The sequence below is a fragment of the Streptomyces sp. NPDC101132 genome, from assembly GCF_044759225.1.
In the GTDB taxonomy this organism is placed as follows: domain Bacteria; phylum Actinomycetota; class Actinomycetes; order Streptomycetales; family Streptomycetaceae; genus Streptomyces.
Window position 1 is genome coordinate 272,837 of sequence record NZ_JBIVYX010000005.1, and the last position, 23,859, is coordinate 296,695.

The window sequence follows — 23,859 nt, forward strand, 5'->3', positions numbered from 1 at the left end:
GTGTTCTAACGGCGCTGAGGTACCCATCCCGCACACCCGGCGGGGGGGGGGGGCCCCCCCGCCCCCCGGGGGGGGGGGGGGGGGGGGGGCCCCCCCGGGCCCCGCCCCCGCGACACCTCACCGCGCCGCGGCGTGCTCCAGCCGGTCCAACATGGCCGCGACGGCGGGCACCCGCGCGAGGTCGGGCAGCGTGAGGGCGACGACCTCGCGCTCCACGGCGGGCTCCACCGTCACGGTCCTGGCCGCCCCGGTCCGTACGGACTCCACGGCCAGCTCCGGCAGCACGGCCACGCCGAGCCCCGCGCCGACCAGCCCCACCACCGCGGGGTAGTCGTCGGTGGCGAAGTCGATGCGCGGGGTGAAGCCCACGCCCTCGCACACCTCCACCAGGTGGCGGCGGCAGCGCGGACAGCCGGCGATCCACGGCTCACCGGCCAGCTCGGCCATCCCCACGCGCTCCGCGCCGGCCAGTGGGTGATCCTCGGGCACCAGGCCCACCAGCCGGTCCGTGAGCAGCGGCCGGACCACGAGGTCCTCCCACTCGGCGGGGCCGGTCCCCGCGGCCCCGGTGTACCGGAACGCGAGGGCGACGTCGCAGTCGCCCTCGCGCAGCATCTCCACCGACCGCGGCGGCTCGGCCTCCACGAGCGAGACGCGCGTGCCGGGGTTCTCGGCGCGCATCGCCGCCAGCGCCTTCGGCACCAGGGTCGAACTGCCGCTGGGGAAGGACACCAGGCGCACCCGCCCGGCGCGCAGGCCCGCGATGGCCGCGACCTCCTCCTCGGCGGCGGTCAGTCCGGCGAGGATGCCGGCGGCGTGGCGCACCAGCGCCTCGCCGGCCTGCGTCAGCCGCATCTCGCGGCCGGTCCTGATGAGCAGCGGGGTACCGGCGGACTGTTCCAGCGCCTTCATCTGCTGGGAGACGGCGGGCTGCGTGCAGCCCAGCTCGCGGGCGGCGGCGGAGAAGGAGCCCGTGGCCGCGACGGCGCGCAGGACTCGGAGATGACGTGCCTCGATCACCCTTCGAGCATAAGCCCCCCTTTGACGCCGTGGCGCATATTGGCGTGCTGCTTTGGGGCACCCTCGGTTAGCGTTCGGCCATGCATCTGCTCTCCGTGAACCTGGGCCGCGCCGTCGCCGTGGACCACACCGATCCGTCCGTGGGCGTCACGGGCATCGGCAAGGCGCCCGTGCCCGGCCCCGTACACGTCTTCGCCCCCGGGCCCAGGGGGGTCGGCGGCAGCGGCCTGGCCGGTGACGCGGTCTGCGACCTGCGCCACCACGGGGGCGACCACCAGGCCGTCTACGCCTACGCCCGCGAGGACCTCGACCACTGGGAGCGGGAGCTGGGCCGCGAGCTGCCCGGCGGGATCTTCGGCGAGAACCTCACCACCGCGGGCGTCGACGTGAACGGCGCGCGGATCGGCGAGCGCTGGCGGGTCGGCCGGGACCTGGTCCTGGAGGTGGCCTCGGCCCGCATCCCGTGCCGCACCTTCGCGGGGCACCTGGACGAGGGCGGCTGGGTGAAGCGCTTCACGCAGGCCGCGCTGCCCGGCGCGTACCTCCGGGTGGTCCAGGAGGGCGAGGTCTCGCCCGGCGACGCCGTCGAGGTCGTGCACCGCCCGGACCACGAGGTCACGGTCGCCTTCTGGTTCCGTGCGTTCACCACCGAGCGGGACCTGCTGCCGCGGACGCTCGCCGCCGGTGACGCCATGGAGCCGGAGGCGCGGGAAAAGGTCCACGCGTACCTGGCCAAGCACGGCGGGGCGACGGGCTGAAACCTGCGGCGGCTAGGTTGCGCACATGACGACTGCTCTGATTACGGGTTCCACGGCGGGCATCGGCGCCGCCTTCGCGCGCAAGCTGGCCGCCCAGGGGAACAACCTGGTGCTGGTGGCCCGGGACACCGGGCGGCTGCGCGAGCAGGCCACCGAACTGCACGACCGGCACGGGATCGAGGCCGAGGTGCTGACCGCCGACCTGTCGACGGAGGAGGGCATCGCGGCGGTCGAGCAGCGGCTCGGCGACCGCCGCGACCCGGTCGACCTGCTGGTCAACAACGCCGGGTTCGGCAACAAGGGGCGCTACCTCGAAGTCTCGATGGCCGACGAGCTGACGATGCTGAAGGTGCACGTCGAGGCGGTGCTGCGGCTGACCTCGGCGGCGTCCGCGAGCATGCGGGAGCGCGGCCGGGGCGGGATCGTCAACGTGGCGTCCGTGGCCGCCTTCGTACCGCGCGGCACCTACGGCGCGAGCAAGGCGTGGGTCGTGCAGTTCACCCAGGGCGCGGCGCGGGACCTGGCGGGGTCCGGGGTGCGGCTGATGGCCCTGTGCCCCGGCTTCGTGCGTACGGAGTTCCACGAGCGGGCCGGCATGGGCACGGACAACATCCCGAACTGGATGTGGCTGGACGCCGACAAGCTGGTCACGGCGGCCCTGGCCGACCTGGCCAGGGGCCGTACCGTCTCGATCCCCGACCCGCGGTACAAGGCCCTGATGGGCGTCGTGAAGCTGACGCCGCGCGGGCTGCTGGGCGGGGTCTCCTCGCGGACCGGGCGGAAGTACGGACCCCAGTGAGGAAGGCGGCCGCGAAGCGGTTGAAAAGGCACTAAACCAGCCGAACGGGTGGTTCTTCACTAAAATTGGGACTGTTCCTTCCAGCCCGGGAGACCGCCATGACATTCGTACAACTGGTCGATTACAAGACGCACCAGCCCGAGGCCATGAACGACCTGCTCGACAAGTACGTCGCCCAGAGCCACGGCAAGCGCACGCTGACCCACAGCATCGTGGGCAAGGACCGCGACATGAACGACCACTACGTCGACGTCGTGGAGTTCCCTTCGTACGAGGAGGCCATGAGGAACTCGAACCTCCCCGAGACGGACCGCATGTTCCACGAGATGGTCGCGCTGTGCGACGGCATGCCGAAGTTCACCAACCTGGACGTGGTCCGCGACGAACACCTCAACACCATGCTGGTCAACCGGGTGTTCGAGGAGGTCATGCTCAACGGCAACATGGCCGTGATGGAGGAGTGTTTCGCCTCGAACTACATCGACCACGACATCAGCAAGGCGGAGCAGACGGTCGTCGGGCGCGACGAGATGATGAAGGACGTCCGGATGTGGCGCGGCGGCTTCGAGATGTCCTTCGCCGTCGACGCCCAGCTGGCGCAGGACGACCTCGTCACCACCGTGTGGACCTGGCGCGGCAAGCACACGGGCGACTTCATGGGGATGGCCCCCACCGGGAAGACCTACGAGACCACCGGCACCACCACCTTCCGCTGCCGGGACGGCATGATCGCCGAGGGCTGGTGGCACTACGACCTCATGCGCCTCATGCGCGAGATGGGCATGGACATGAGCATGAGCGCGGACAAGGGGATGGGCGCGGCCCGCTGACGCCGCATCACCGCGGCCCGGCCCCGCCGGCCGGGCACGAGCGCCTGGGCACGCCCCCGCGGTACGAGCGCCGGAGCGCGCAACGGGACACGGGAAGGCCCCCGCCGCACGGATGCGACGGGGGCCTGCGCGTCAGCGCGGGGTCAGTGGCTGTGGCCGTGACCGTGGCCGTGACCGTGGCCGTTGTCCTCCTCCTCGGCCGGCTTCTCGACGACCAGGGTCTCGGTCGTGAGCAGCAGCGAGGCGATGGAGGCGGCGTTCTCCAGGGCGGAGCGGGTGACCTTGACCGGGTCGATGACGCCGGCCTTGACCAGGTCGCCGTACTCGCCGGTGGCGGCGTTGAAGCCCTGGCCCTTCTCGAGCTCGGAGACCTTCGAGGTGATGACGTAGCCCTCGAGGCCGGCGTTCTCGGCGATCCAGCGCAGCGGCTCGACCACGGCGCGGCGGACGACGGCGACACCGGTCGCCTCGTCGCCGTCCTTGCCCAGGTTGTCGGCGAGGACCTTGGCGGCGTGGACCAGAGCGGAGCCACCACCGGAGACGATGCCCTCCTCGACCGCGGCGCGGGTCGCGGAGATGGCGTCCTCCAGACGGTGCTTCTTCTCCTTCAGCTCCACCTCGGTGGCGGCGCCGACCTTGATCACGCACACGCCGCCGGCCAGCTTCGCGAGGCGCTCCTGGAGCTTCTCGCGGTCCCAGTCGGAGTCCGTGGACTCGATCTCGGCCTTGATCTGGTTGACGCGGCCGAGGACGTCCTCGGAGGAGCCGGCGCCGTCCACGATCGTGGTGTCGTCCTTGGTGACGGTCACGCGGCGGGCGGAGCCCAGCACGTCCAGACCGGCCTGGTCGAGCTTGAGGCCGACCTCCTCGGCGATGACGGTGGCACCGGTGAGGGTGGCCATGTCCTGGAGCATCGCCTTGCGGCGGTCGCCGAAGCCGGGCGCCTTGACGGCGACGGCGTTGAAGGTGCCGCGGATCTTGTTCACGACCAGGGTCGACAGGGCCTCGCCCTCGACGTCCTCGGCGATGATCAGCAGCGGCTTGGAGCCACCCGCCTGGATGACCTTCTCCAGCAGCGGCAGGAGGTCCTGGATGGAGGAGATCTTGCCCTGGTTGATCAGGATGTAGGGGTCCTCCAGGACCGCCTCCATGCGCTCCTGGTCCGTCACGAAGTACGGGGACAGGTAGCCCTTGTCGAAGGCCATGCCCTCGGTGAACTCGAGCTCGAGACCGAAGGTGTTGGACTCCTCGACGGTGATGACGCCGTCCTTGCCGACCTTGTCCATCGCCTCGGCGATGAGCTCGCCGACCTGCTGGTCCTGCGCGGAGAGCGCGGCCACGGCGGCGATGTCGGACTTGTCCTCGATCGGACGGGCGGTCGCGAGGAGGTCCTCGGAGATCGCCTTGACCGCGGCGTCGATGCCCTTCTTCAGGGCGGCCGGGGAGGCGCCGGCGGCGACGTTGCGCAGGCCCTCGCGGACCAGGGCCTGGGCCAGGACCGTGGCGGTGGTGGTGCCGTCACCCGCGATGTCGTTGGTCTTGGTCGCCACCTCCTTCACGAGCTGGGCGCCGAGGTTCTCGTACGGGTCCTCGATCTCGACCTCACGGGCGATGGTGACGCCGTCGTTGGTGATGGTCGGGGCACCGAACTTCTTGTCGATGACGACGTTGCGGCCCTTGGGGCCGATGGTCACCTTGACGGTGTCGGCAAGCTTGTTGACGCCGCGCTCGAGGGCGCGACGGGCGTCCTCGTCGAACTTCAGAATCTTCGCCATGGGAGCGTTTCAGTCCTCTTCGGTGAGACGAACTGCGCCCCGGGCACCCTGATATGGAGGTCTGGGGCCCGGGGCGCAGGTCAAAGCATCTGCTTCAGTGCGGTGCTTGGGTGAACTACTTCTCGACGATCGCGAGCACGTCGCGAGCCGAGAGGACGAGGTACTCCTCGCCGCTGTACTTCACCTCGGTGCCGCCGTACTTGCTGTACAGCACGATGTCGCCGACGGAGACGTCGAGCGGCAGGCGCTGGCCGTCCTCGAAGCGGCCCGGGCCCACGGCGAGGACGACGCCCTCCTGGGGCTTCTCCTTCGCGGTGTCCGGGATGACCAGGCCAGAGGCCGTGGTCTGCTCGGCGTCCAGCGGCTGGACCACGATGCGGTCCTCGAGCGGCTTGATGGCAACCTTGGAGCTGGCGGTCGTCACGATCCGACCTCCCCCTTCGGAGATCTCACGGGGTTAACTGTCTGAGGTGGCGACCAGGTCGATCCGTCGTCGCGGGTGCCGGACCTGCCCGTCGCTGTGTTGGCACTCACCGGGGGCGAGTGCCAGGGCCGAGACTATTCCGGCGATTAGCACTCGGTCAAGCGGAGTGCCAATCCACTGCGCGCCGCACCCCGGATTCCACCCGCACCGGCCACCGGAAGCACCTGCGCGGAGCCGCCCCCGGCACCCGCTGCGGGCCGCCCCCCGGGGCCGGAACGGCAGGGACCTCGCGTTTGTGACCTTTCCCATCAAAGGGTTCGCGAGGAACCACGGCGGGGACGTCAACGTCGTTGAGGACATGAAGATAAAGCGCCTCATAGCCGAGCAGATCGGGCGTCAGGCCGCTGCCGGCCCTGACGCCCCCGGCGCGATCGACGGCGACGGCATCCCGTGCGCGGACTGACCCCCCTGACGGTGGCGGGCGCCAAACGGCGCACCGAGGCGCTGCTGCTGGCCTTCGTCGTACTGATCACGGTCGGCGGGCACGCGAGCGTCGGCCTGTCGATGACCGGCGCGCTGCCGGACAACCTCGCCGACTTCGCGATCAGCATGACCCTGCTGGCCCTGGTCGGGCACCTGGCCGTGCGCCGCTTCGCCGCGTACGCCGACCCGCTGATCCTCCCGGTCACGCTGCTGCTGTCGGGCATCGGCCTGGTGCTGCTGGCCCGCCTGGACACGACGTACCTGGCCAAGTGGCCGAAGTCGGGGGCGACCGCGCCGAACCAGCTGATGTGGACCGTGGTGGGCGCCGCCATCTGCATCGCCGTGCTGATGGTGCTGCGCGACCACCGCCACCTCCGGCGGTTCATCTACATCACCATGCTGGTCGCGCTGGTGCTGCTGATGGCCCCGATGTTCTTCGGCGCGGACATGTACGGCGCCAAGCGGTGGATCGTCATCGGCGGGCAGTCGCTCCAGCCGGGCGAGTTCGTGAAGATCATGATCGCGGTCTTCTTCGCCGGCTACCTGGTCACCCACCGCGACTCGCTCTCCCTGACCGGGCGGAAGGTCCTGGGCGTGCGGCTGCCGCCGATGCGCCAGCTCGGCCCGATCATCACCGTCTGGATCGTCTCGCTGCTGGTGCTGGTCTTCGAGCGCGACCTCGGCACCTCGCTGATCTTCTTCGGCGTCTTCGTGGTGATGCTGTACGTCGCCACCGAGCGCACCAGCTGGATCGTCTGCGGCCTGCTGATGGCCGCGCTGGGCGCCTTCGTGGTCGGCTCGACCGAACCCCACGTGAAGGGGCGCGTGGCCGCCTGGCTGGACCCGCTGGCGATCTACCTGCCGGAGGACCAGCGGCCGCCGGGCATCGTCTCCGAGCAGTCGGCCCAGGCCCTGTTCAGCTTCGGCAGCGGCGGCATCACCGGCACCGGCCTCGGCCAGGGCCACCCGGAGCTGGTGGGCTTCGCCGGCCGCAGCGACTTCATCCTCACCACGATCGGCGAGGAGCTCGGCCTGGCCGGGGTCATGGTCGTCCTGCTGCTGTACGCGCTGCTGGCGCAGCGGGGGCTGCGGATGGCGCTGGGGGCGCGCGACCCGTTCGGCAAGCTGCTGGCCGTGGGCCTGGCGGCGGCGCTGGCGCTCCAGGTCTTCGTGGTCGCGGGCGGGGTCACGGGCCTGATCCCGCTGACCGGGAAGGCACTGCCGTTCCTGGCCAAGGGCGGCTCTTCCCTGGTGGCCAACTGGATCATGGTGGCGCTGCTGCTGCGGATCTCCGACAGCGCGGAGCGCCAGCGCGAGGCGGACGCCCGGGGCCCGGTGGATACGACGATCACCCCGGTGGTCGCGGCGCCGGCGGGGAGCTGACCGCAGGGGCGGGGGAACTCCCCCGCCCCTCCGCTCACTCCCCGCGGGGAGCGGCGAGCTGCTCGGCGACGGCCCGGAACCAGACCACGTACGAGAAGGGCTCCGGCGGCCCGACCTCCATGCCCAGCTCCGCCGCCGCCAGGGCGTAGTCGGGCTCGTCCAGCGGCAGGGCGATCAGCTCGTGCAGCTCCCCGACGAGCCGCGCGACCAGCTGCGGGTCGGTGCCCTCGGCGTAGTCCCGTACGGCCGCCTCGTGGTCGGCGAACTCGTCCACGATGTCCTGCGAGAACCACCCGCCCAGCAGCTGCGCCGTCTCCGGGAAGCGGGCGTGCCACTCCCAGTGCGTCTGCGGGCTGGCGGGCGCGGGCACGTCGCCGCTCTCGATGCTCTGCTTGAGGTGGTCGGCGAGGACGAGCAGCCAGTCGCCGATCGCGGACTCGGGCAGCCCGGTGTCGGGGACGGAGTAGAACTCGCCGAGGTTGATCCGCAGCCGGCCCGGGGGGTTCCGGCCGTACTCGCGCAGCTGACGCTCCGCCTCGGCGATGGCCCAGGGACGGGTGTGCCAGGTGTGGCGCAGATAGGCGTCGAGCGCGGTGCTGCGCCTCTCCGGCGTGTCGTCGGCCGCCTGGCCGAGGTAGGCGCGCATGACCTGGTCGAGCTCGCCGTAGCGGCGGTCGTGGTCGAGGGGCTTCATGGGCACGGTCGCGGCGCCTCTACAGGTAGATCGGGAGGGTGGTCTGGACGACGAAGCCGTGCGGGCTGCGGGGCTCGCGGCGCAGCACGACGCGGGCGGCCCGTACGTCGACGGGCTCGCGGCCGGCCAGCATCATCGCCTCCAGCAGCACCCGGCCGACCGGTTCCTCACGGGAGGGCCACGCGGCCTCGATGGTCAGCCGCGGCCGCGTGCCCTGGGCGAGCCAGCGGTGCACCGCCTGCTCGTTGGCGGTCACCACCATCTGGGTGGCCCACTGCGCGGTCTCCCGGTCGGGATAAGTGGCGGATCGGGTCAGCATGCTCGAATTCTCTCGTACGGTGAGCGGGCGGGCGGGGTCAGTATTCGGGGGCGAAGGTCCAGTACACGCCGACCTCGGAGTCGGACACCGCGACGAGCCCGATGTCCTGCACGTACACCGTCAGGCCGTGCCAGGTGCGGAACGTGGCGTCGTAGTCGGGGTGCCGGTCGTCGTAGGCCTGGGCGACGTTGGTGAAGAACGCCGGGGCCTCGCCGTGCCGGGAGACGAGGCTGCGCGCGAGGCCGAGGAGCTCGTCCAGCCCCTCCGCGAAGAGGGGCAGGGCGTTCGACAGCCTGCATCCGGGTGCGGCCATGGCGACCAGCTGCTCGGCGGCCGCCTCGGGCTCGACCTCGTAGAGCCGCGCGCCGAGCACGTCGGCCGTGAGCTCCTCGAAGGGGTACGACGGCCCCTCCTCCCCGTCCTCGGAGTACCCCTCGGGGCAGTCGTCCAGCCCCGTCCAGCCACGCGGATCGTCCACCGCGCGCCGCATCACGTCCAGCACGTCGAGCCGCCAGTCCTCGTGCCTACGGGGCGCGGTGGCGACGTACGCGAAGGTCCCGCCGTACAGCTTGCGGACGGCGGCTTCCCAGGTGGCCTGGTCGACGGGCATGCTCACGGATCCTCTGTTGGTGCGGAGTGGGTCAGTCGTCAAAGGTCCAGTACACGCCGGTATCCGTGTCGGAGACGACGACGGACCCGTGGCCATGACGGACACGCGCGGCTTCGCCTACTTCGTCGGCATCGACGTGACGACGGTGAACTTCGGGTCGGTGTTCGGGCTGTAACGGATCATCGTCTGGATCCGGTTCACGTCCTCGACCTTGGCGTTCATGCCGTTGTACTGCCAGCCCTTCTCCGCGTCGTTCGGGTCCGCGTTGCGCTGCACGCTGCGGCCGGTGACCTCGCCGTTTGGCGACGGGGACACCAAGGGCGGCATCGGGGTGGTGGCCGGGTCCGGCGGACCGGCAAGCCACTTCTCTATCTCCGCCTTGTGCCGGTTGAGGTTGTACTGGGTGAGCCGCTGTGCTTCCGCATAGTTCTTGAACGAGGAGGAGGCACTGGGAATGGGCTTGCCCTCCGGCCAGAGGTTCGGGTCCGCGTTCGGCCGCTGTTGGTCACGCAGGCGTTGGAGCAGTTGCTCGTCCGTCTTGCCCACGTGCTTGTCCAGCGTGTGGCCGTTGTTGAACCACTCGTTGCTGGCCAGGTCCAGGGTGTACGCGCCACTGCCCGGATCCTGCGAGATCCAGCGCTGCGGGTTCTTGAACTCGTCCAGCGCCCGGGCGCCGTACCCCTGGGCCCGAGCGACGCCCGCCTCGTACTTCGGGGCGCTCAGGTAGGCCTCGTCCAGCGGCTCCATCAGAGCGTCGAACCGGGCCGTGAGGGCGTTGAGCTTGTCTATGTACCGCTGGACGATCCGGTTGATCTCCGCCGTGTCCAGCTTCAGGACGACGTTGACCTCCCACTCCAGCAGCAGGTTCTTGGCCGACTTGCCGATGCCCTTGATGAGCCCCCAGGCGTCCTTGACGTCCACCCCGTCCTTGAGGTTGACGTCCTTGATGACCTCCTTGGCCGCTTCCTTCGCGGCCTCCACGTACTCGTCCCAGATGTCACCGTTCAGCTCGACGGCGGCCTCGGCGTACTCGCGGAGGATGTCGCTGATCTTCTTCGCCGTGTCCATCAGGACCGTCATCACCGGCTGGCTGCCGGTGGGAACCCGCTGCGTGCCCGGGGCGTGCGGGGTCGTGTGCCCCCACTGGAGCCCGTGACGCGACTGACCCCAGTCGGTCCCGCCCCACAACGCGCTGCAGAACACGGTCATGGCCTTGTGCCAGTCCGCTTCCTGCGGGTTCGTGATGGTGCTGACCTCGCCCATCAGCGAGCCGGACACCGTGCTCAGGCAGATCGTGGTGTCGGCCCAGGTCTGGGAGAGCGAGTTGAGGTAGTGCTGCTGGGGGTACGGGTAGACCTCGACCAGCCGGCCCGCCCGGAACGCGGTGCGGATGACCTCGGCCAGGACGCCCCGCACCACCTCCGGTATGGCCTCCAGGACCGACCGTATGAAGTCGTCCCCGCCGTCGTCGTCGCCCCACTTCAGGTCCGGGACCTTGCCGTAGGACGGTATCTTCTCGATCACCGCGGGCGGCGTACGCTGCTCCGCCGACTGCCCCTGCTTCGGGTGCGCCGCCGCGTCCGCCTTCGTGTACGCGTTCGCCGTCTCGGTGAAGCCCACCGCGACACCGCCGACGCCGGAGACGCCCTTCGCCCAGACCTCCAGCCAGCGGTTGCCGACCTTCATGTACGACGTGGCGAACTTCCGGGCCGCGTCGCCGTTGCCGCCCGCGTCCGGGTACTTCTGGAGGCCGGACAGCAGGTCCTTGGCGCCCTTGTCGAACATGCCCTGCTGCGCCGCGATGTTCCCGGAGACCCGCCACAGGTCGCTCGGCTTGACGTCGATCGTGCCGTTGCCGCCCGGCGGCTGGGCCGGGGCCGGGGTCGTGGGCCCCGCCATCAGGCGCCGCCTCCCCAGCCCTGGAGGACGGAGCGGTTGGCCGCGTCGTAGTTCAGGTGGCCCTTGACCACCACCTCGTGGAGCCAGGCCTGGGCGGCCTTGAGGTCCTGGGCCGAGCGGTCCCACTTGTCGAGCTCGTCGATGAAGGCGTCGCGCGCCTCGCCCTCCCAGCTCAGCACGGTCTTCTCGGCGCGGTCGTACAGCGCGTCCAGCCGCGTCGTGAGGGTGCGGAGGATGTCCTCCAGCTCCCCGGAGAGGCGGCGGAGCGTCGCGAAGTCGACGGTGATGCGGTCGTCGCCGGCCATGGTGGTACGCGTCCCCCCGTGATTCATATGTCCAGGATCCGGCTCTGCGGACGCTCCGGTACCGGCGCCCGGTTCCCGTCCGCCATCTCGCGGGCGGCCTCCGGGACGTTCTCGGTGTCCTGCATCTTCTTGAGCCGGCCCAGCGTGTCGAGCTCCTGCTCGGTGAAGCCGTCGCGCGAGAGCCGGGTGGCCTGTTCGAGCAGGACGAGCACCTGCCGGATGCGTACGGCGTCCTCGGCGACGCCCTGGTGCAGGCTGCGGTACGCCGTGGCCGTCGGGCCCGCCCAGCCGCTCTCGATGCCGTCGACGACGGCGTCCATGCGCCGCGTCTGCTGTTCCAGGTACGCCTGCATCGCGTCCATGTCGTCGGCGAGCTTGGTCAGCCCGTCCTCCGACACGTCGAGGTGAGCTCTGTCCATCCCGGGCCCCCGTCCGTCCGCCCCCGTGCGCGTGTTCGGACGTACATCCTAGGAGTTGCCGCCGACACGGACCGGACCCCGGGTGACCGGGGGCGCTCCGGCGGTCCGCTGAGGAACCGTCAGAGGTAGTCCTCCAGGCGGCCGATGCGGTAGCCCTGCTCCTGGATCTTCCGGAGCATGCGCGTCGTCATCTGGGTGAGCGTGGTGCCCTTCAGCTCGTCCGGGCCCCGGAAGTGCGCCAGTACGATCTCGCCGGGCCGCAGGCCGCTGCCCTCCGCGTACCGGATGTCGTGTATCTGCATCGAGGCCCGCCACAGCACGAGCGCCTCGGCGCCGCAGTCCTTCGCGGCGCGGAGCGTGTCGTCGTTGTAGTTGCCGAACGGGGGCCTGAAGAGGCGGGGCTTGGTGCCGAAGCGCTTCTGCAGGCGCTCCTGCTGGCCGCATATCTCGGCGCGCTGGCGCTCGTACGAGAGGGTGCGCAGGTTCGGGTGGGTGAGCGTGTGGTTGTTTATCGCGCTGCCCGGGCCGGCCTTCCGCAGCTGCTCGAAGTGCCCGTAGCCGGCGGACGCCACACTGTCCGTCAGGAACATGCTGACCGGCAGGTGCAGGTCGGCGACCATGCGCAGGAACTCGGGGTCCCGCTCGGCGCCGTCGTCGTACGTCAGGAAGACGGTCCTCTCCCCCGCCGGTACGGGTATTCGGTCCACCACCGGCACCCGGCCGGCCCCGGCCCGCGGCAGCGCGGGCCGGTGGGCGGGCCGGGGCGCGAACTCCAGCGGCTTCGCGAGCCCCCACCTGCGGTGGGCGTCCGCGGCGACGTGGCCCGTCCCCCCGGAGGGCGCGGCGGAGGCGGAGGCCGGCGCCTTGGGCTGCCGCGTGCTCTGGCCGCCCTGCACCCCCTCGGTCGCCTTCCGCCCCAGCCGCTCGATCGGGTCCACACTCTGCGCACACCCCGCGAGGGAGAGCGCCAGCGCACCGGCCGCCACCGTCCCGGCCACCAGCCGGCGCGCCTTGGTCACAGGTAGTCCTCCAGTTTTGCCACGGCGTACCCCTTGGCCGTGACGGTCTTCATGACCTGACGGATCATGTCAGGCATCGTGCCCTTCCAGTCCTCCCGCCCCCGGAAGTGCGTGAGGATGATGTCGCCGGGGTGCAGGTCGCGGTCCCATTCGCGCCAGTCCATCCGGTCGGTGAAGGCCTCGGCGTTCCACAGCGGGACCGCGGTGACGCCGCAGGACTTGGCGGCGCGCAGGGTGTCCTCGTTGTAGTTGCCGTACGGCGGGCGGAAGAGCCTGGGCCGCTTGCCGAACTGCTTCTGGATGGTGTCCTGCTGGCCGCAGATCTCCTGCCGCTGCTTCTCGTACGAGAGGGCGGGCATGTAGCGGTGGTTTAGGGTGTGGTTGTTCAGGCTGACGCCGAGGTCCTGCATCTTCCTGAAGTACCCGTAGTCCTCGCGGACGAGGTAGTCGCTGAGGAAGGCCGTGTACGGGATCTTCAGCTCGTCCATCATCCGGAGGAACTCGGGGTCCTTCTCGGCGCCGTCGTCGATCGTCAGGAAGACGACCTTCTGGTCGGTGGGGACGGTGGTGAAGACCGGCGGCAGGTCCTCGCCGCCGTCGACCTCGAAGCCCTTGCGCGTGGTGATCTCCGGCTTCTCGGCCGGCGGGGCGGGCGGCAGCAACGGGGTCCGGTCCAGTCCCCACTTCTTCGCCGCCGCGATCCGGGCCAGTTCGGCCTGCCGGAGCCGGCTGGCGCGGTTCTCGGCGCCGGCGGGGCCGGCGAGGGACGTGGCCTTCGTCTTCTCCTGCCGGGCGGCGTCCGTGCCGGACGACGACGTGCCGCAGGCGGTGCCGAGGGCCGCGACCAGGAGGGCGGCCAGTGCGACGCCGTACCGTCCGCGCGCACCCGCGCGTACCCGGTTCGGAGCCGCGTCCGCGGCCGCCACACGCACGCCCATGCGTGACTTTTGTTCCTTTTTTCCTACTAGCTGCATGGCGCCGGATCCTGTCATCCGACAGCCGCCACACCCCCACGACACCTCGGGCGGGAGCGCACCTTCCACCGACTGGCCGACAATGGGCCGGTGAACGACCTCGACTCCTTCGCCGCCCTGCTCACCGACGAGGGCCGCGCCCTGCTCGACTCGCTGCGGGACCACGACCCCGCGAAGGAGCTGGCCACCGCCACCCGGCTGCGCCGCGACCACCCCGCCGAGCTGGTCTCCGCCGCCCTCGGCCAGGCCCGGCTGCGCCAGCGCGCCGTCGCCAAGTTCGGCGCCGAGGACGCGTACCGGATGTACTTCACCCCCGGCGGCGTCGAGATGGCCACCCGCGCCACCGTCGCCGCCTACCGCGCGGAGCGCTTCGCCGCCCTCGGCGTACGCAGCCTCGCCGACCTGTGCTGCGGGATCGGCGGCGACGCCCTGGCCCTGGCCCGCGCCGGGATCCGCGTACTCGCCGTCGACCGGGACCCGCTGACCTGCGCGGTCGCCCGGGCCAACGCCGCGGCGCTGGGCCTGTCGGAGCTGATCGAGGTGCGCGAGGCGGACGTGACGGAGGTGGACACGGCCGGGTACGACGCGGTCTTCCTGGACCCCGCGCGGCGCGGCGGCCGCGGCCGCACCTTCGACCCCGAGGCCTACTCCCCGCCGCTCTCCTGGGCCGTGACCGCCGCCCGTACGGCGCGCCACGCGGCCGTCAAGATCGCTCCCGGCATCCCCCACGAGGCCGTGCCCGCCGAGGCGGAGGCCGAGTGGATCTCCGACGGCGGGGACGTGAAGGAGGCCGTGCTCTGGTTCGGCACCGGACCCGGCTCCGTACGCGCCACGCTGCTCCCCGGCGGCACCTCCCTGCGGACCGCCGACCCGCTGCCGGACCCGCAGCCCGGTCCCGTGGGCCGCTACCTGTACGAGCCGGACGGCGCCGTCATCCGCGCCCACCTCGTCGCCGAGGTCGCCGCCGAGCTGGACGGCCGGCTGATCGACCCGACCATCGCCTACGTCACCGCGGACGAGCTGCGGCCCACGCCCTACGCCACGGCGTACGAGATCACCGACGTGATGCCCTTCAACCTGAAGAAGCTCAAGGCGCTGCTGCGCGAGCGCGAGGTCGGCATCCTCACGGTCAAGAAGCGCGGCTCCGCGGTCGAGCCCGAGGAACTGCGCAGGAAGGTCAAGCCGCAGGGCCGGAACTCCGCCACCGTCTTCCTCACCCGCGTGGCGGGGGCTCCGACGGTGCTGATCGGCGCTCCGGCACAGTCCCGCCCGTGACCGGATCCGGCCCGGCCGGCGCGGTGCCCGTCGGCCCGGCCGGCGCGGTGCCGCTCGGTCCGCCCGCCGCCGGGGCGGTACCGGGCCCCGCCGGGGCGGCGCCCCCGAAGCCGGCGGCAGCGCCCGCCGACCGGGCTCCCGGCCGCGCGAAGGCCCGTACCGCCCACCGGTAGTGCACGGCCGCCTTGGCCACGCCCAGCAGCCCGGTGATCCACAGGATCAGGCCCAGGCCCATGCAGTACGCGACCCTCCCCGAACCGGCCCCACCCGGAGCCGCGCCCATGGCCACCCCGAAGGTCACCCACAGGCCGAGCGCGCACACCCCGAAGGAGGCCAGCAGCCAGCCCAGGCTCCGGCCGGCCGCCCGGTGCCCCGGGTCGGTCACGGGATCGTGCCCGGACGCGGCCCACGCCCCCAGCAGCAGCCGCACCCGGCGGTCCCGGCGCGCCCCGGCGGCCAGCAGGAGGCCGCCCGGCACGAGCACGCCCGTACCGAGCACCAGGAACAGCAGCCCGAGCAGGTTCTCCCCGCCGCCGCGCTCGAAGGACATCAGCGCCATCCCGACGAACGACCAGCCGAGGGCGCAGACCCCGGCCACCGTCCACAGGGCCAGCAGGGTCCAGAGCCCCAGGCTGTGCCGTACGAGCTCCCCGAGGATCCGGCCGCGTTCGGCCCGGGCCGCGGTCGCGTCCGGCCAGGGCGATATGAGCGCGGGCGGCGGCGGAGGAAGATCACGACGGCGCATGCGCCGACCTTAACGGCCCTCCGCCGCCCACCGTCGACTCTCGGCCCCCGCCGGACCACCGCCGCAGGCCCCGCCGGCCCGCGGGGCCGGCCGGCCCCGCGGGCACCGCCGCGGCCGTCAGCCCCCGTCGACCGACTCGAACCGCCACCGGTGCACCGGACGCGTGATCAGGTCCGCCGCCGGCTCCGGCAGTTCGGGCAGCCCGTCCCCGAGCTCCGCCGCCCACCAGGTGATCACGAGCACCCGGTCCTGCGGCGCGCGGAACACCTCGTGCCGCAGCGGCTCCCCGGCCAGCACCTGGGCCTGCGCCCGGGCCCACTCCAGGAGTTCGGCACCGCGCCCCTCGACGGCGCGGGCCTCCCACATCAGCGCGACGGTGCTCATGAGTACAGGTTGTCCTTGCTGAGCTCGTGCACGTGGTCGTGGTCGTGACCGTGCCCGTGACCGTGCCCGTGCGACTCCCCCGGCACGTGCGGGTCCGTCACCGGCAGCGAGGAGTCCGCCGACAGGTCCCAGTCCGAGGCCGCCCGCCCGCGCGCGACCATCTCGGCACCCAGCGCCGCGACCATCGCGCCGTTGTCCGTGCACAGCTTCGGGCGCGGCACGCGCAGGATGATCCCCGCGTCGTCGCACCGCTCCTGCGCCAGCGAACGCAGCCGGGAGTTGGCCGCCACCCCGCCGCCGATCATCAGGTGGTCCACGCCCTCGTCCTTGCACGCGCGGATCGCCTTGCGGGTCAGCACGTCGACCACCGCCTCCTGGAAGGACGCGGCCACGTCGCGCACCGGCACCTCCTCGCCGGCGTTCCGCTTGGCCTCGATCCAGCGGGCCACGGCCGTCTTGAGGCCGGAGAAGGAGAAGTCGTACGCCGCGTCGCGCGGACCGGTCAGGCCCCGCGGGAAGGCGATCGCGTTCGGGTCGCCCTCCCTGGCGAGCCGGTCGATCACCGGGCCGCCCGGGAAGCCGAGGTCCAGCACGCGGGCGATCTTGTCGAAGGCCTCGCCCGCCGCGTCGTCGATGGTCGCGCCGAGCGGCCGGACGTCCGAGGTGATGTCGGGGGCCAGCAGCAGCGAGGAGTGGCCGCCGGAGACCAGCAGCGCCATCGTCGGCTCGGGCAGCGCGCCGTGCTCCAGCTGGTCCACGCAGATGTGGGAGGCCAGGTGGTTCACGCCGTACAGCGGCTTGCCGAGGGCGTACGCGTACGCCTTCGCCGCCGACACGCCGACCAGCAGCGCGCCCGCGAGGCCGGGCCCCGCGGTGACCGCGATGCCGTCGAGGTCGCGGGCGGAGACCCCGGCCTCCTTCAGCGCGCGCTCGATCGTGGGGACCATCGCCTCCAGGTGCGCGCGGGAGGCGACCTCGGGGACGACACCGCCGAAGCGGGCGTGCTCGTCGACGCTGGAGGCGACGGCGTCGGCGAGCAGGGTGTGGCCGCGGACGATGCCGACGCCGGTCTCGTCGCAGGAGGTCTCGATGCCGAGGACGAGCGGTTCGTCAGCCATGGTTCTCATCTCGTACGGAAGTAGCAGGGTCGGAGAGTCGCATCACCAGCGCGTCGACGTTGCCGGGCTGGTAGTAGCCGCGCCGGAAGCCGATGGGCTCGAAGCCGAAGCGCTCGTACAGCCGCTGGGCGCGGGTGTTGTCCACCCGCACCTCCAGCAGCACCTCGGCGCACTCGAAGGCGGTGGCGGCGCGCAGCAGGTCGGTCAGCAGGCGGGCGCCGAGCCCGGTGCCCCACTGGTCGCGGGCGGCGGCGATGGTCTGTACGTCGGCCAGGTCGCCGGCGGCGGCCAGGCCGGCGTACCCGACGATCCGGCCGCCCCCGTCCGCCGCGGGCTCCTCCGCCACGACGTAGCGGCGGGTGGCCTGCGGGCCGCGGGCGTGGGCGAGTTCGGACCAGAACATCCCGGCGGACCAGGCGTCCTCGGGGAACAGCTCGTGCTCCAGCTCCAGCACCGGCTCGATGTCCCACCAGCGCATCTCGCGCAGTACGGCAGTGCCCGCGGTCACTTGGGGGTGACCACCTTGTAGTTCTTCGGGACCTGGGCGTCGGGACGGCGCAGGTAGAGCGGCTGCGCCGGCAGGAACTCCTCCCCCGCGGCGAGCTTCTCCGCCGCGAGCGAGGCCAGGGCCGCGGCCGACTGGTGCTCGGGCCCGCGGACGTCCGGGAAGACCTCGGGGTAGAGCAGGGCGCCGGCGCCGACCGCGGGCAGGCCGGCGACCTGCTCGGCGATCTCGGCCGGGCGGTCCACGGCGGGGCCGCCGGTCCGGGTGCGCGGGTCCTCGTAACGGGCCCAGTAGACCTCCTTGCGCCGCGCGTCGGTCGCCACGACGAAGGGGCCCTCGACGCCCGCCCGCCCCGCGGCGTACGCGAGGCCGTCGAGCGTGCACAGGCCGTGCACCGGCACGCCGAGCACGGAGGCGAAGGTCGCGGCCGTGACCAGGCCGACGCGCAGGCCGGTGTACGGGCCGGGGCCGACGCCGACCACGACGCCGGTGACGGCGTCGAGCTTCAGCCCCGCCTCGGCGAGCACCCGGTCGACGGACGGGAGCAACAGCTCCCCGTGACGGCGGGCGTCGACCTGGTGGGCCTCGGCGACGACGGACCGGCCGTCGTGCAGGGCGACGGTGACGGCGGGAGTAGCGGTATCCACAGCGAGCAAGAGCACGCGAACAGCCTACGACTCCGGGGACCGGGCGATGGCGGGCCCGTTCCCGGGGACCCCGGCTGCTACCGTCACCACAGGCATTGACGGTGTGCGGCGCGAAGGTGGGACAGGGTGGCACGCAGCAGCTCGGGAATCGTGGCCGGGCTCACGGCCGCGGCGGTGGCCGCCGTCGGTTTCCTCGCCTACCAGGCGTCGGCGAGCGCACCCGCCATGCGCGCCGTGGCACCGCAGCAGCCGGGCACGGTGACGCCCGACAAGGGCACCGGCAATTCCCAGGGCAAGCAGCAGGAGTTCGCGCTGCCCGCGAACTCCGGCACGGGCGTACGGGTCGTGTACGCGGTCGGCACGAAGCGGGTCTGGCTGGTCGGCGAGGCCGGCCGCAAGCCGAAGACGTTCACCGTGGTGCCCTCGACCGTCCACCCCGCGCCGGGCTCGTACACCGTCACCTCCCGCTCGGGTCAGGTGACGGGCTCCGACGGTGTGCCGATCGAGCACGTCGTACGGTTCGCCAGCTCCGCCGGCGTCGCGATCGGCTTCAGCGCGCGCGTGGACGGCAGGCTGCCGGAGCCCGACCCGTCCCGGAAGACCGGCGGCATCCGGATGAGCCGCGCCGACGGCGACGCGATGTGGACCTTCGCGACGATCGGCTCGAAGGTGGTCGTGGTCCCGTAGGGGCCCCGGCGGAGATCACCCGACTCCACTCGAACGGACGACAGGCCCGGGCGCGCGCGCCCGGGCCCTTCCGTCGTCCCCGCATCGTTTCCGACAAGTCGTCGGCAAGATATTGCGCGGGTACGGGCGCGCGTGGTGACATGGTAGCGAGACCTGGTTAGGGCACCCTAACTTCGGCATCGGCCAGGAGGCAGCCATGCCCGCAGAGCGCGAAGAATCCCACGGCGACCGCACGCCGCGCCGCGCCGCGCCCCTGGACGGCCCGTCGGTACGGGACCTGCTGGCGTCCTTGGCCGCGGCGACCGCCGTCTCCACACCGCCGCGCCGGCCCGCACCCGCCCCGGACGCAGCCGAGGAGACGGCCCCGGCACCCCCGGAAGCCGCCTGACCCCGAGCCCGCCACGCGGGACGGGATCAGACCTCCGCCAGCTCCGCCAGCCGGCCGTCGGCCCAGCGCGCGCCGATGCCGGTCACCGACACCTCGCGCACGTCGTCCAGGACCTCCTCGTGGCCGACCGCCCGGGCGATCACCACGTGCAGCCGGTCGTCGGACAGCTCCTCGACCTTGCCGTCGCCCCACTCCACGACCACCACGGAGTCCGGTAGCGAGACGTCGAGGTCCAGGTCCTCCATCTCGTCCAGACCGCCGCCCAGCCGGTACGCGTCCACGTGCACCAGCGGCGGACCGTCGACCAGCGACGGGTGCACCCGCGCGATCACGAAGGTCGGGGAGGTCACGGCCCCGCGCACGCCCAGGCCCTCGCCCAGGCCGCGCGTCAGGGTGGTCTTGCCGGCGCCCAGCTCGCCGGTGAGCAGCACGAGGTCGCCCGGGCGCAGCAGCCCGGCGATCCGCCGGCCCAGTTCCTGCATCCGCTCGGGAGAGTCGACGGTGACCCGGGTGGCCGGCCGGGGCTCGGCCTCAGCGGGCCGGATGTGCGGTGCTTCCATAAGCGCCCACGTTAGCCGCTGCCGGAAGGGCGCCGGCCCGTGCCAGCAGTTCCCTGAGCCGCCCCGTGACGGTCTCCGGGTGCTCCAGCATCACCAGGTGCCCCGCGTCCGGTACGACCACCAGCTCCGGGTCCGCCAGGTGCTCGGCGATGATCTCGCTGTGCCCGGAGGGGGTGATCAGGTCCTTGTCGCCGGCCAGCACGAGCACCGGCACGTGGCCGAAGTTCGCCAGGGCGGCCGTCTTGTCGTGCTCCTGGAAGGCCGGGTAGAACTCCGCGACCACGTCGATCGGGGTGTTCTCGATCATCCGCTCCGCGAAGCGGGACACCGCCGGGTCGACGTCCTTCGAACCGAACGAGTACCGCTTGATCATCCCGGCGAAGAGGTCGGCCGTCGCCCGCCGGCCGCGCTCGACCAGCTCCACCTCCGCGCCCAGGGCGCGCAGCACCCCCGGCAGCACGCGGCGCACCACGCCGACACCGGCCGCCGGAAGCCCGTACGTCACCTCCGACAGCCGGCCGCTGGAGGTGCCCACGAAGGCCACGCCGACCACGCGGTCCCGCACCAGCTCGGGGAACAGCTCCCCGAGCGCCATGATCGTCATCCCGCCCATGGAGTGGCCGACCAGCACCAGCGGGCCTGCCGGCGCGGCCGCGTCGATCACCGTCTTGAGGTCCCGGCCCAGCTGCTCGATCGTCAGCGGGCTGCCGTCGGCCTGCGCCAGCCCCCGGTCGGAGCGGCCGTGGCTGCGCTGGTCCCAGTGGACCGTGCGCACCAGCCCGCGCAGGTCGGCGCGCTGGAAGTGCCAGGAGTCCTGGTTCAGGCAGTAGCCGTGGCAGAAGACCACCGTCGGCGCCGCCTTGCGGCGGAAGCGGGAGCGCTTGGCCTCCGGGGCCTCGTCCACCTCGTAGTACAGCTCGGTGCCGTCGTCGGCGCGCACCTTGCCGGGCGTGCCGCGCAGGGATCCGTACGGGCCCGAGGCGTCCAGGGCGAGTCGGGCCTTCTTGCGCATGCCGCGGCCGACGGTCAGCCGCTCCACGGCCACCCCGGCCGCCGCCCCGGCGGCTATGACGCCGATCGCGGCGCCGGCCACGCCGGCCTTGCGCCAGTTCTCGCTCACGGCACCTCACCTCTGCTCAGGGGTTCAGGTAGACCCTCGGGACCCGCGCCCCGATCCTCGTCACGATCTCGTACGCGATGGTGCCGGCGGCCTGCGCCCAGTCCTCGGCCGTGGGCTCGCCCCCGTCGCCGGGGCCGAACAGGACCGCCTCGTCGCCCGGGCCCACCGTGTCGGTGCCCAGGTCGACCACGAACTGGTCCATGGCCACCCGGCCGGCGGCCGTCCGCACCTTTCCTCCGACGAGGACCGGGCCCCGGCCCGAGGCGTGCCGCGGGATGCCGTCGGCGTACCCGGCCGGGATGAGCCCCAGGTTGGTCTCGTGCCCGGTGACGTAGTGGTGTCCGTAGCTCACGCCGTGGCCCGCGGGGACGGCCTTGACCAGGGCGACCGACGCCTTGAGCGACATGGCCGGGCGCAGGCCCAGCTGGCGGGGGGTGCCCAGCTCGGGAGCGGGCGACACGCCGTACACGGCGAGGCCGGTGCGCACCAGGTCGAAGTGGGTCTCGGGGAGGGTCAGCGTCGCGGGGGAATTGGCGATGTGCCTCACCTCCGGCTCCAGCCCCTCCTTCTCCGCGTACTCGACCATGTCGCGGAAGAGGGCGAGCTGAGCGGCGATGGACGGGTGGCCGGGCTCGTCGGCACAGGCGAAGTGGGACCACAGACCGGTGACCCGGATGGTCCCCTCGCTCTGGGCGGCGAGCGCCGCGCCGACCAGCTCGGCCCAGTCGGCGGGCTGGCAGCCGTTGCGGCCGAGCCCGGTGTCGGCCTTGAGCTGCACGCGCGCGGTACGCCCGGCCGCGCGGGCGGCGGCCACGGCCTCCCGCAGCGCCCACATGCCGCTGACGGCCACGTCGACGTCCGCCTCGATCGCCTCGCGCCAGGGCCCCCCGGGGGTCCACAGCCAGCAGAGCGTCCGCGCGGTGATCCCGGCCTCCCGCAGGGCCAGCGCCTCCTGCGGGGTGGCGGTCCCGAGCCACCCGGCCCCGGCGTCGAGCGCCGCGCGGGCGCAGGGCACGGCCCCGTGCCCGTAGGCGTCCGCCTTCACGACGGCCATCAGCTCGGCCCGGGGCGCCCGGTCGCGCAGCGCGCGCACGTTTCCCCGTACGGCGGCCAGGTCGATCTCGGCGCGGACGCGCGGCGGTGTCTCGTTCATCCCGCCCAGTCTCTCAGAACCCCCCGCCACCCTCCGCCCGGGCGCCGCGTGTCCCGTAGGGGGTGGCGCGCGGGGTGGTGCGGGCCCGCACCCGGCCCCGCGGCCGGGGCACCACCCGGGTCCCCCGCCCTACGACCGCCCCGCCTCCCGCCAGGCCCGCGGCAGCGCCTCCGCCACCTCGTGCGCCAGCACCGGCCCGCCCGAGGACGCGAGGCGGGCCGCCAGGCCGTGGAGGTGGGCGGCGACGGATGCGGCGTCCGGTGCCGTCAGCCCCGCGGCCAGCAGCGAGCCCGCCAGCCCGGACAGCACGTCACCGCTCCCGGCGGTGGCCAGCCACGGCGTACCGGTCGGGTTGACCCGCACCGGGCCCCCGGCCGGCCCCGCCACCAGCGTCGTGGACCCCTTCAGCAGCACCACCGCGCCGTACCGCCCCGCCAGCTCGCGCACCGCGGCCAGCCGGCCGGACTCGACCTCGTCCCGGGAAACGCCCAGCAGCGCCGCGGCCTCCCCCGCGTGCGGGGTCAGCAGCGTCGGCGCGGGGCGCGCGCGCACCGCATCCGGATCGAGGCCCCGCAGCCCGTCCGCGTCCACCAGCACCGGCACGTCGGAGGCCAGCACCTCGCCCACGGCCGAACGGTCGTCCCCGAGGCCCGGGCCCACGACCCAGGACTGCACCCGCCCGGCCTTGCCCGGAGCCCCGTCGTGGACCAGCGTCTCGGGATACCGGGCCAGCACCTCGTCGCCCGCGGGACCCACGTACCGGACCGCGCCCGCACCTCCGCGCAGCGCCCCCGCGACCGCCAGCACGGCCGCCCCGGGGTAGCGCGCGGACCCGGCGACGACGCCCACGACGCCCCGCCGGTACTTGTCGCTCGCGGCACCCGGCACGGGCAGCCGCCCGGCCACGTCCGCGTACTGCAGCGCCTCCAGCACCGGCGGCTCCCCGGGCTCCAGCCCGATCGGCACCAGCCGGACCGCACCCGCGCGGCCGGCCCCCGGGTCCACCAGCAGCCCGGGCTTCCAGGCCCCGAAGGTGACCGTGGCATCCGCGGTGACCGCGTCTCCGGCCACCTCCCCGGTGTCCGCGTCCACGCCGCTCGGCAGGTCGACGGCGACGACCAGCGCCCCCGCCTCCCGCGCCGCGGCCGCCTGCCGGGCCAGTTCGGCGGCGGCGGGCCGCAGACCACCCCGGCCGCCGATCCCGAGCAGCCCGTCGACCACCAGGTCGACCCGTCCCTCAAGGCGCCCGGCAAGCCGGCCGCCCGCGGCCCGCAGCGCCGCCAGCCCGCCCTCGTGCACGCGCTCCGGATCCATCGGCACCGCCACGACCCCGGCCCCGCGGCGGGCCAGCCGCGCACCGGCGTAGAGGGCGTCGCCCCCGTTGTCGCCGGGCCCGACCAGCAGGGCGACCCGCGCCCCGTACACCCGTCCCAGCAGCCCGGCACACGCGGCGGCCAGCCCGGCCGCCGCGCGCTGCATCAGGGCACCCTCCGGCAGCCGGTCCATCAGCTCGCGCTCGGCGGCCCGTACGGTCTCCACGCTGTAAGCGGTACGCATGCCCGCCAG

General features: G+C 73.0%; 26 protein-coding genes and 1 pseudogene. 7 read left to right on the forward strand and 20 right to left on the reverse strand.

What is annotated here, in order from left to right; all coding sequences use genetic code 11:
- Window positions 1-117 precede the first annotated feature (117 nt).
- On the reverse strand, window positions 118-1,020 hold the full coding sequence (locus ACIQUR_RS14080) for a LysR family transcriptional regulator (RefSeq protein WP_403663372.1): 903 nt from the start codon (window positions 1,018-1,020) through the stop codon (window positions 118-120).
- Between the two features lie 80 nt (window positions 1,021-1,100).
- Here ACIQUR_RS14080 and ACIQUR_RS14085 point away from each other — a divergent pair, with 80 nt between their 5' ends.
- The 3 genes from ACIQUR_RS14085 (at window position 1,101) to ACIQUR_RS14095 (ending at window position 3,407) form a co-directional block, all read left to right on the forward strand.
- A complete protein-coding gene (locus ACIQUR_RS14085; protein ID WP_403663375.1) occupies window positions 1,101-1,778 on the forward strand; it encodes an MOSC domain-containing protein in 678 nt (225 codons plus the stop codon).
- A 25-nt stretch (window positions 1,779-1,803) separates the two neighbouring features.
- A complete protein-coding gene (locus tag ACIQUR_RS14090) occupies window positions 1,804-2,577 on the forward strand; it encodes an SDR family NAD(P)-dependent oxidoreductase (protein ID WP_403663378.1) in 774 nt (257 codons plus the stop codon).
- 98 nt (window positions 2,578-2,675) lie between these two features.
- Window positions 2,676-3,407 carry an ester cyclase gene (locus tag ACIQUR_RS14095; RefSeq protein ID WP_403663381.1) on the forward strand — a complete coding sequence of 244 codons (732 nt, stop codon included), beginning with the start codon at window positions 2,676-2,678 and terminating at the stop codon, window positions 3,405-3,407.
- Between the two features lie 143 nt (window positions 3,408-3,550).
- Here ACIQUR_RS14095 and groL read toward each other — a convergent pair whose 3' ends face one another.
- Together groL and groES are read right to left on the reverse strand one after the other, a co-directional pair.
- Window positions 3,551-5,182, reverse strand: a complete 1,632-nt coding sequence (gene groL / locus ACIQUR_RS14100) for a chaperonin GroEL (RefSeq protein WP_399946145.1) — start codon at window positions 5,180-5,182, stop codon at window positions 3,551-3,553.
- Window positions 5,183-5,297: 115 nt separating this feature from the next.
- Window positions 5,298-5,606: a co-chaperone GroES gene (groES, locus tag ACIQUR_RS14105; protein ID WP_030230757.1), complete on the reverse strand. Its 309-nt coding sequence runs from the start codon at window positions 5,604-5,606 to the stop codon at window positions 5,298-5,300.
- Window positions 5,607-6,056: 450 nt separating this feature from the next.
- On the opposite strand from groES, the gene ACIQUR_RS14110 reads away from it, so the two are divergent.
- Window positions 6,057-7,472: an FtsW/RodA/SpoVE family cell cycle protein gene (locus ACIQUR_RS14110; protein WP_403663385.1), complete on the forward strand. Its 1,416-nt coding sequence runs from the start codon at window positions 6,057-6,059 to the stop codon at window positions 7,470-7,472.
- 34 nt (window positions 7,473-7,506) lie between these two features.
- Here ACIQUR_RS14110 and ACIQUR_RS14115 read toward each other — a convergent pair whose 3' ends face one another.
- From ACIQUR_RS14115 to ACIQUR_RS14150, 8 genes and pseudogenes are all read right to left on the reverse strand, one after another.
- Window positions 7,507-8,172 carry a contact-dependent growth inhibition system immunity protein gene (locus ACIQUR_RS14115; protein WP_403663388.1) on the reverse strand — a complete coding sequence of 222 codons (666 nt, stop codon included), beginning with the start codon at window positions 8,170-8,172 and terminating at the stop codon, window positions 7,507-7,509.
- A gap of 13 nt (window positions 8,173-8,185) precedes the next feature.
- A pseudogene (locus tag ACIQUR_RS14120) lies at window positions 8,186-8,491 on the reverse strand (RNase A-like domain-containing protein); the annotation flags it as partial.
- A gap of 31 nt (window positions 8,492-8,522) precedes the next feature.
- The gene (locus ACIQUR_RS14125; protein ID WP_403663391.1) at window positions 8,523-9,095 is read right to left on the reverse strand and encodes a hypothetical protein; all 573 of its coding nucleotides are present in this window, start codon (window positions 9,093-9,095) and stop codon (window positions 8,523-8,525) included.
- Between the two features lie 117 nt (window positions 9,096-9,212).
- Window positions 9,213-10,994: an RNase A-like domain-containing protein gene (locus ACIQUR_RS14130; protein WP_403663394.1), complete on the reverse strand. Its 1,782-nt coding sequence runs from the start codon at window positions 10,992-10,994 to the stop codon at window positions 9,213-9,215.
- On the reverse strand, window positions 10,994-11,299 hold the full coding sequence (locus ACIQUR_RS14135) for a WXG100 family type VII secretion target (RefSeq protein ID WP_403663933.1): 306 nt from the start codon (window positions 11,297-11,299) through the stop codon (window positions 10,994-10,996). The genes ACIQUR_RS14130 and ACIQUR_RS14135 overlap by 1 nt, the downstream gene beginning before the upstream one ends.
- 23 nt (window positions 11,300-11,322) lie before the next feature.
- Entirely contained in the window at window positions 11,323-11,718 is a 396-nt protein-coding gene (locus ACIQUR_RS14140) for a WXG100 family type VII secretion target (protein WP_403663397.1), read from the reverse strand.
- Between the two features lie 119 nt (window positions 11,719-11,837).
- Window positions 11,838-12,737 carry a polysaccharide deacetylase family protein gene (locus tag ACIQUR_RS14145; RefSeq protein WP_403663400.1) on the reverse strand — a complete coding sequence of 300 codons (900 nt, stop codon included), beginning with the start codon at window positions 12,735-12,737 and terminating at the stop codon, window positions 11,838-11,840.
- The gene (locus ACIQUR_RS14150; RefSeq protein ID WP_403663403.1) at window positions 12,734-13,675 is read right to left on the reverse strand and encodes a polysaccharide deacetylase family protein; all 942 of its coding nucleotides are present in this window, start codon (window positions 13,673-13,675) and stop codon (window positions 12,734-12,736) included. The genes ACIQUR_RS14145 and ACIQUR_RS14150 overlap by 4 nt, the downstream gene beginning before the upstream one ends.
- Before the next feature lie 30 nt (window positions 13,676-13,705).
- Here ACIQUR_RS14150 and ACIQUR_RS14155 point away from each other — a divergent pair, with 30 nt between their 5' ends.
- A complete protein-coding gene (locus ACIQUR_RS14155; protein ID WP_403663936.1) occupies window positions 13,706-14,986 on the forward strand; it encodes a methyltransferase domain-containing protein in 1,281 nt (426 codons plus the stop codon).
- Here the strand turns inward: ACIQUR_RS14155 and ACIQUR_RS14160 are convergent.
- The 5 genes from ACIQUR_RS14160 to tsaB form a co-directional block, all read right to left on the reverse strand.
- Window positions 14,925-15,731, reverse strand: coding sequence for a hypothetical protein (locus tag ACIQUR_RS14160; RefSeq protein ID WP_403663405.1), 807 nt, complete (start codon window positions 15,729-15,731; stop codon window positions 14,925-14,927). The genes ACIQUR_RS14155 and ACIQUR_RS14160 overlap by 62 nt on opposite strands.
- A gap of 117 nt (window positions 15,732-15,848) precedes the next feature.
- Entirely contained in the window at window positions 15,849-16,115 is a 267-nt protein-coding gene (locus ACIQUR_RS14165) for a hypothetical protein (RefSeq protein WP_403663408.1), read from the reverse strand.
- On the reverse strand, window positions 16,112-17,242 hold the full coding sequence (tsaD, locus tag ACIQUR_RS14170) for a tRNA (adenosine(37)-N6)-threonylcarbamoyltransferase complex transferase subunit TsaD (protein WP_403663411.1): 1,131 nt from the start codon (window positions 17,240-17,242) through the stop codon (window positions 16,112-16,114). Before tsaD ends, ACIQUR_RS14165 begins: the two co-directional genes overlap by 4 nt.
- Entirely contained in the window at window positions 17,226-17,741 is a 516-nt protein-coding gene (gene rimI, locus ACIQUR_RS14175; protein ID WP_403663414.1) for a ribosomal protein S18-alanine N-acetyltransferase, read from the reverse strand. Before rimI ends, tsaD begins: the two co-directional genes overlap by 17 nt.
- A complete protein-coding gene (tsaB, locus tag ACIQUR_RS14180) occupies window positions 17,738-18,400 on the reverse strand; it encodes a tRNA (adenosine(37)-N6)-threonylcarbamoyltransferase complex dimerization subunit type 1 TsaB (protein ID WP_403663417.1) in 663 nt (220 codons plus the stop codon). The genes rimI and tsaB overlap by 4 nt, the downstream gene beginning before the upstream one ends.
- Before the next feature lie 111 nt (window positions 18,401-18,511).
- Here tsaB and ACIQUR_RS14185 point away from each other — a divergent pair, with 111 nt between their 5' ends.
- Both ACIQUR_RS14185 and ACIQUR_RS14190 read left to right on the forward strand, forming a co-directional pair.
- Window positions 18,512-19,072 (forward strand): hypothetical protein, encoded by a 561-nt coding sequence (locus ACIQUR_RS14185; RefSeq protein ID WP_403663420.1) that lies wholly within the window; start codon window positions 18,512-18,514, stop codon window positions 19,070-19,072.
- 196 nt (window positions 19,073-19,268) lie between these two features.
- A complete protein-coding gene (locus ACIQUR_RS14190) occupies window positions 19,269-19,460 on the forward strand; it encodes a hypothetical protein (protein WP_403663423.1) in 192 nt (63 codons plus the stop codon).
- A 26-nt stretch (window positions 19,461-19,486) separates the two neighbouring features.
- Here the strand turns inward: ACIQUR_RS14190 and tsaE are convergent, their stop codons facing one another.
- The 4 genes from tsaE to ACIQUR_RS14210 form a co-directional block, all read right to left on the reverse strand.
- Window positions 19,487-20,020 carry a tRNA (adenosine(37)-N6)-threonylcarbamoyltransferase complex ATPase subunit type 1 TsaE gene (tsaE, locus tag ACIQUR_RS14195; RefSeq protein ID WP_403663426.1) on the reverse strand — a complete coding sequence of 178 codons (534 nt, stop codon included), beginning with the start codon at window positions 20,018-20,020 and terminating at the stop codon, window positions 19,487-19,489.
- Window positions 19,992-21,140, reverse strand: coding sequence for an alpha/beta fold hydrolase (locus ACIQUR_RS14200; RefSeq protein WP_403663429.1), 1,149 nt, complete (start codon window positions 21,138-21,140; stop codon window positions 19,992-19,994). Before ACIQUR_RS14200 ends, tsaE begins: the two co-directional genes overlap by 29 nt.
- 16 nt (window positions 21,141-21,156) lie before the next feature.
- The gene (gene alr / locus ACIQUR_RS14205; RefSeq protein WP_403663432.1) at window positions 21,157-22,293 is read right to left on the reverse strand and encodes an alanine racemase; all 1,137 of its coding nucleotides are present in this window, start codon (window positions 22,291-22,293) and stop codon (window positions 21,157-21,159) included.
- A 129-nt stretch (window positions 22,294-22,422) separates the two neighbouring features.
- A complete protein-coding gene (locus ACIQUR_RS14210) occupies window positions 22,423-23,850 on the reverse strand; it encodes an NAD(P)H-hydrate dehydratase (protein WP_403663435.1) in 1,428 nt (475 codons plus the stop codon).
- Window positions 23,851-23,859 lie beyond the last annotated feature (9 nt).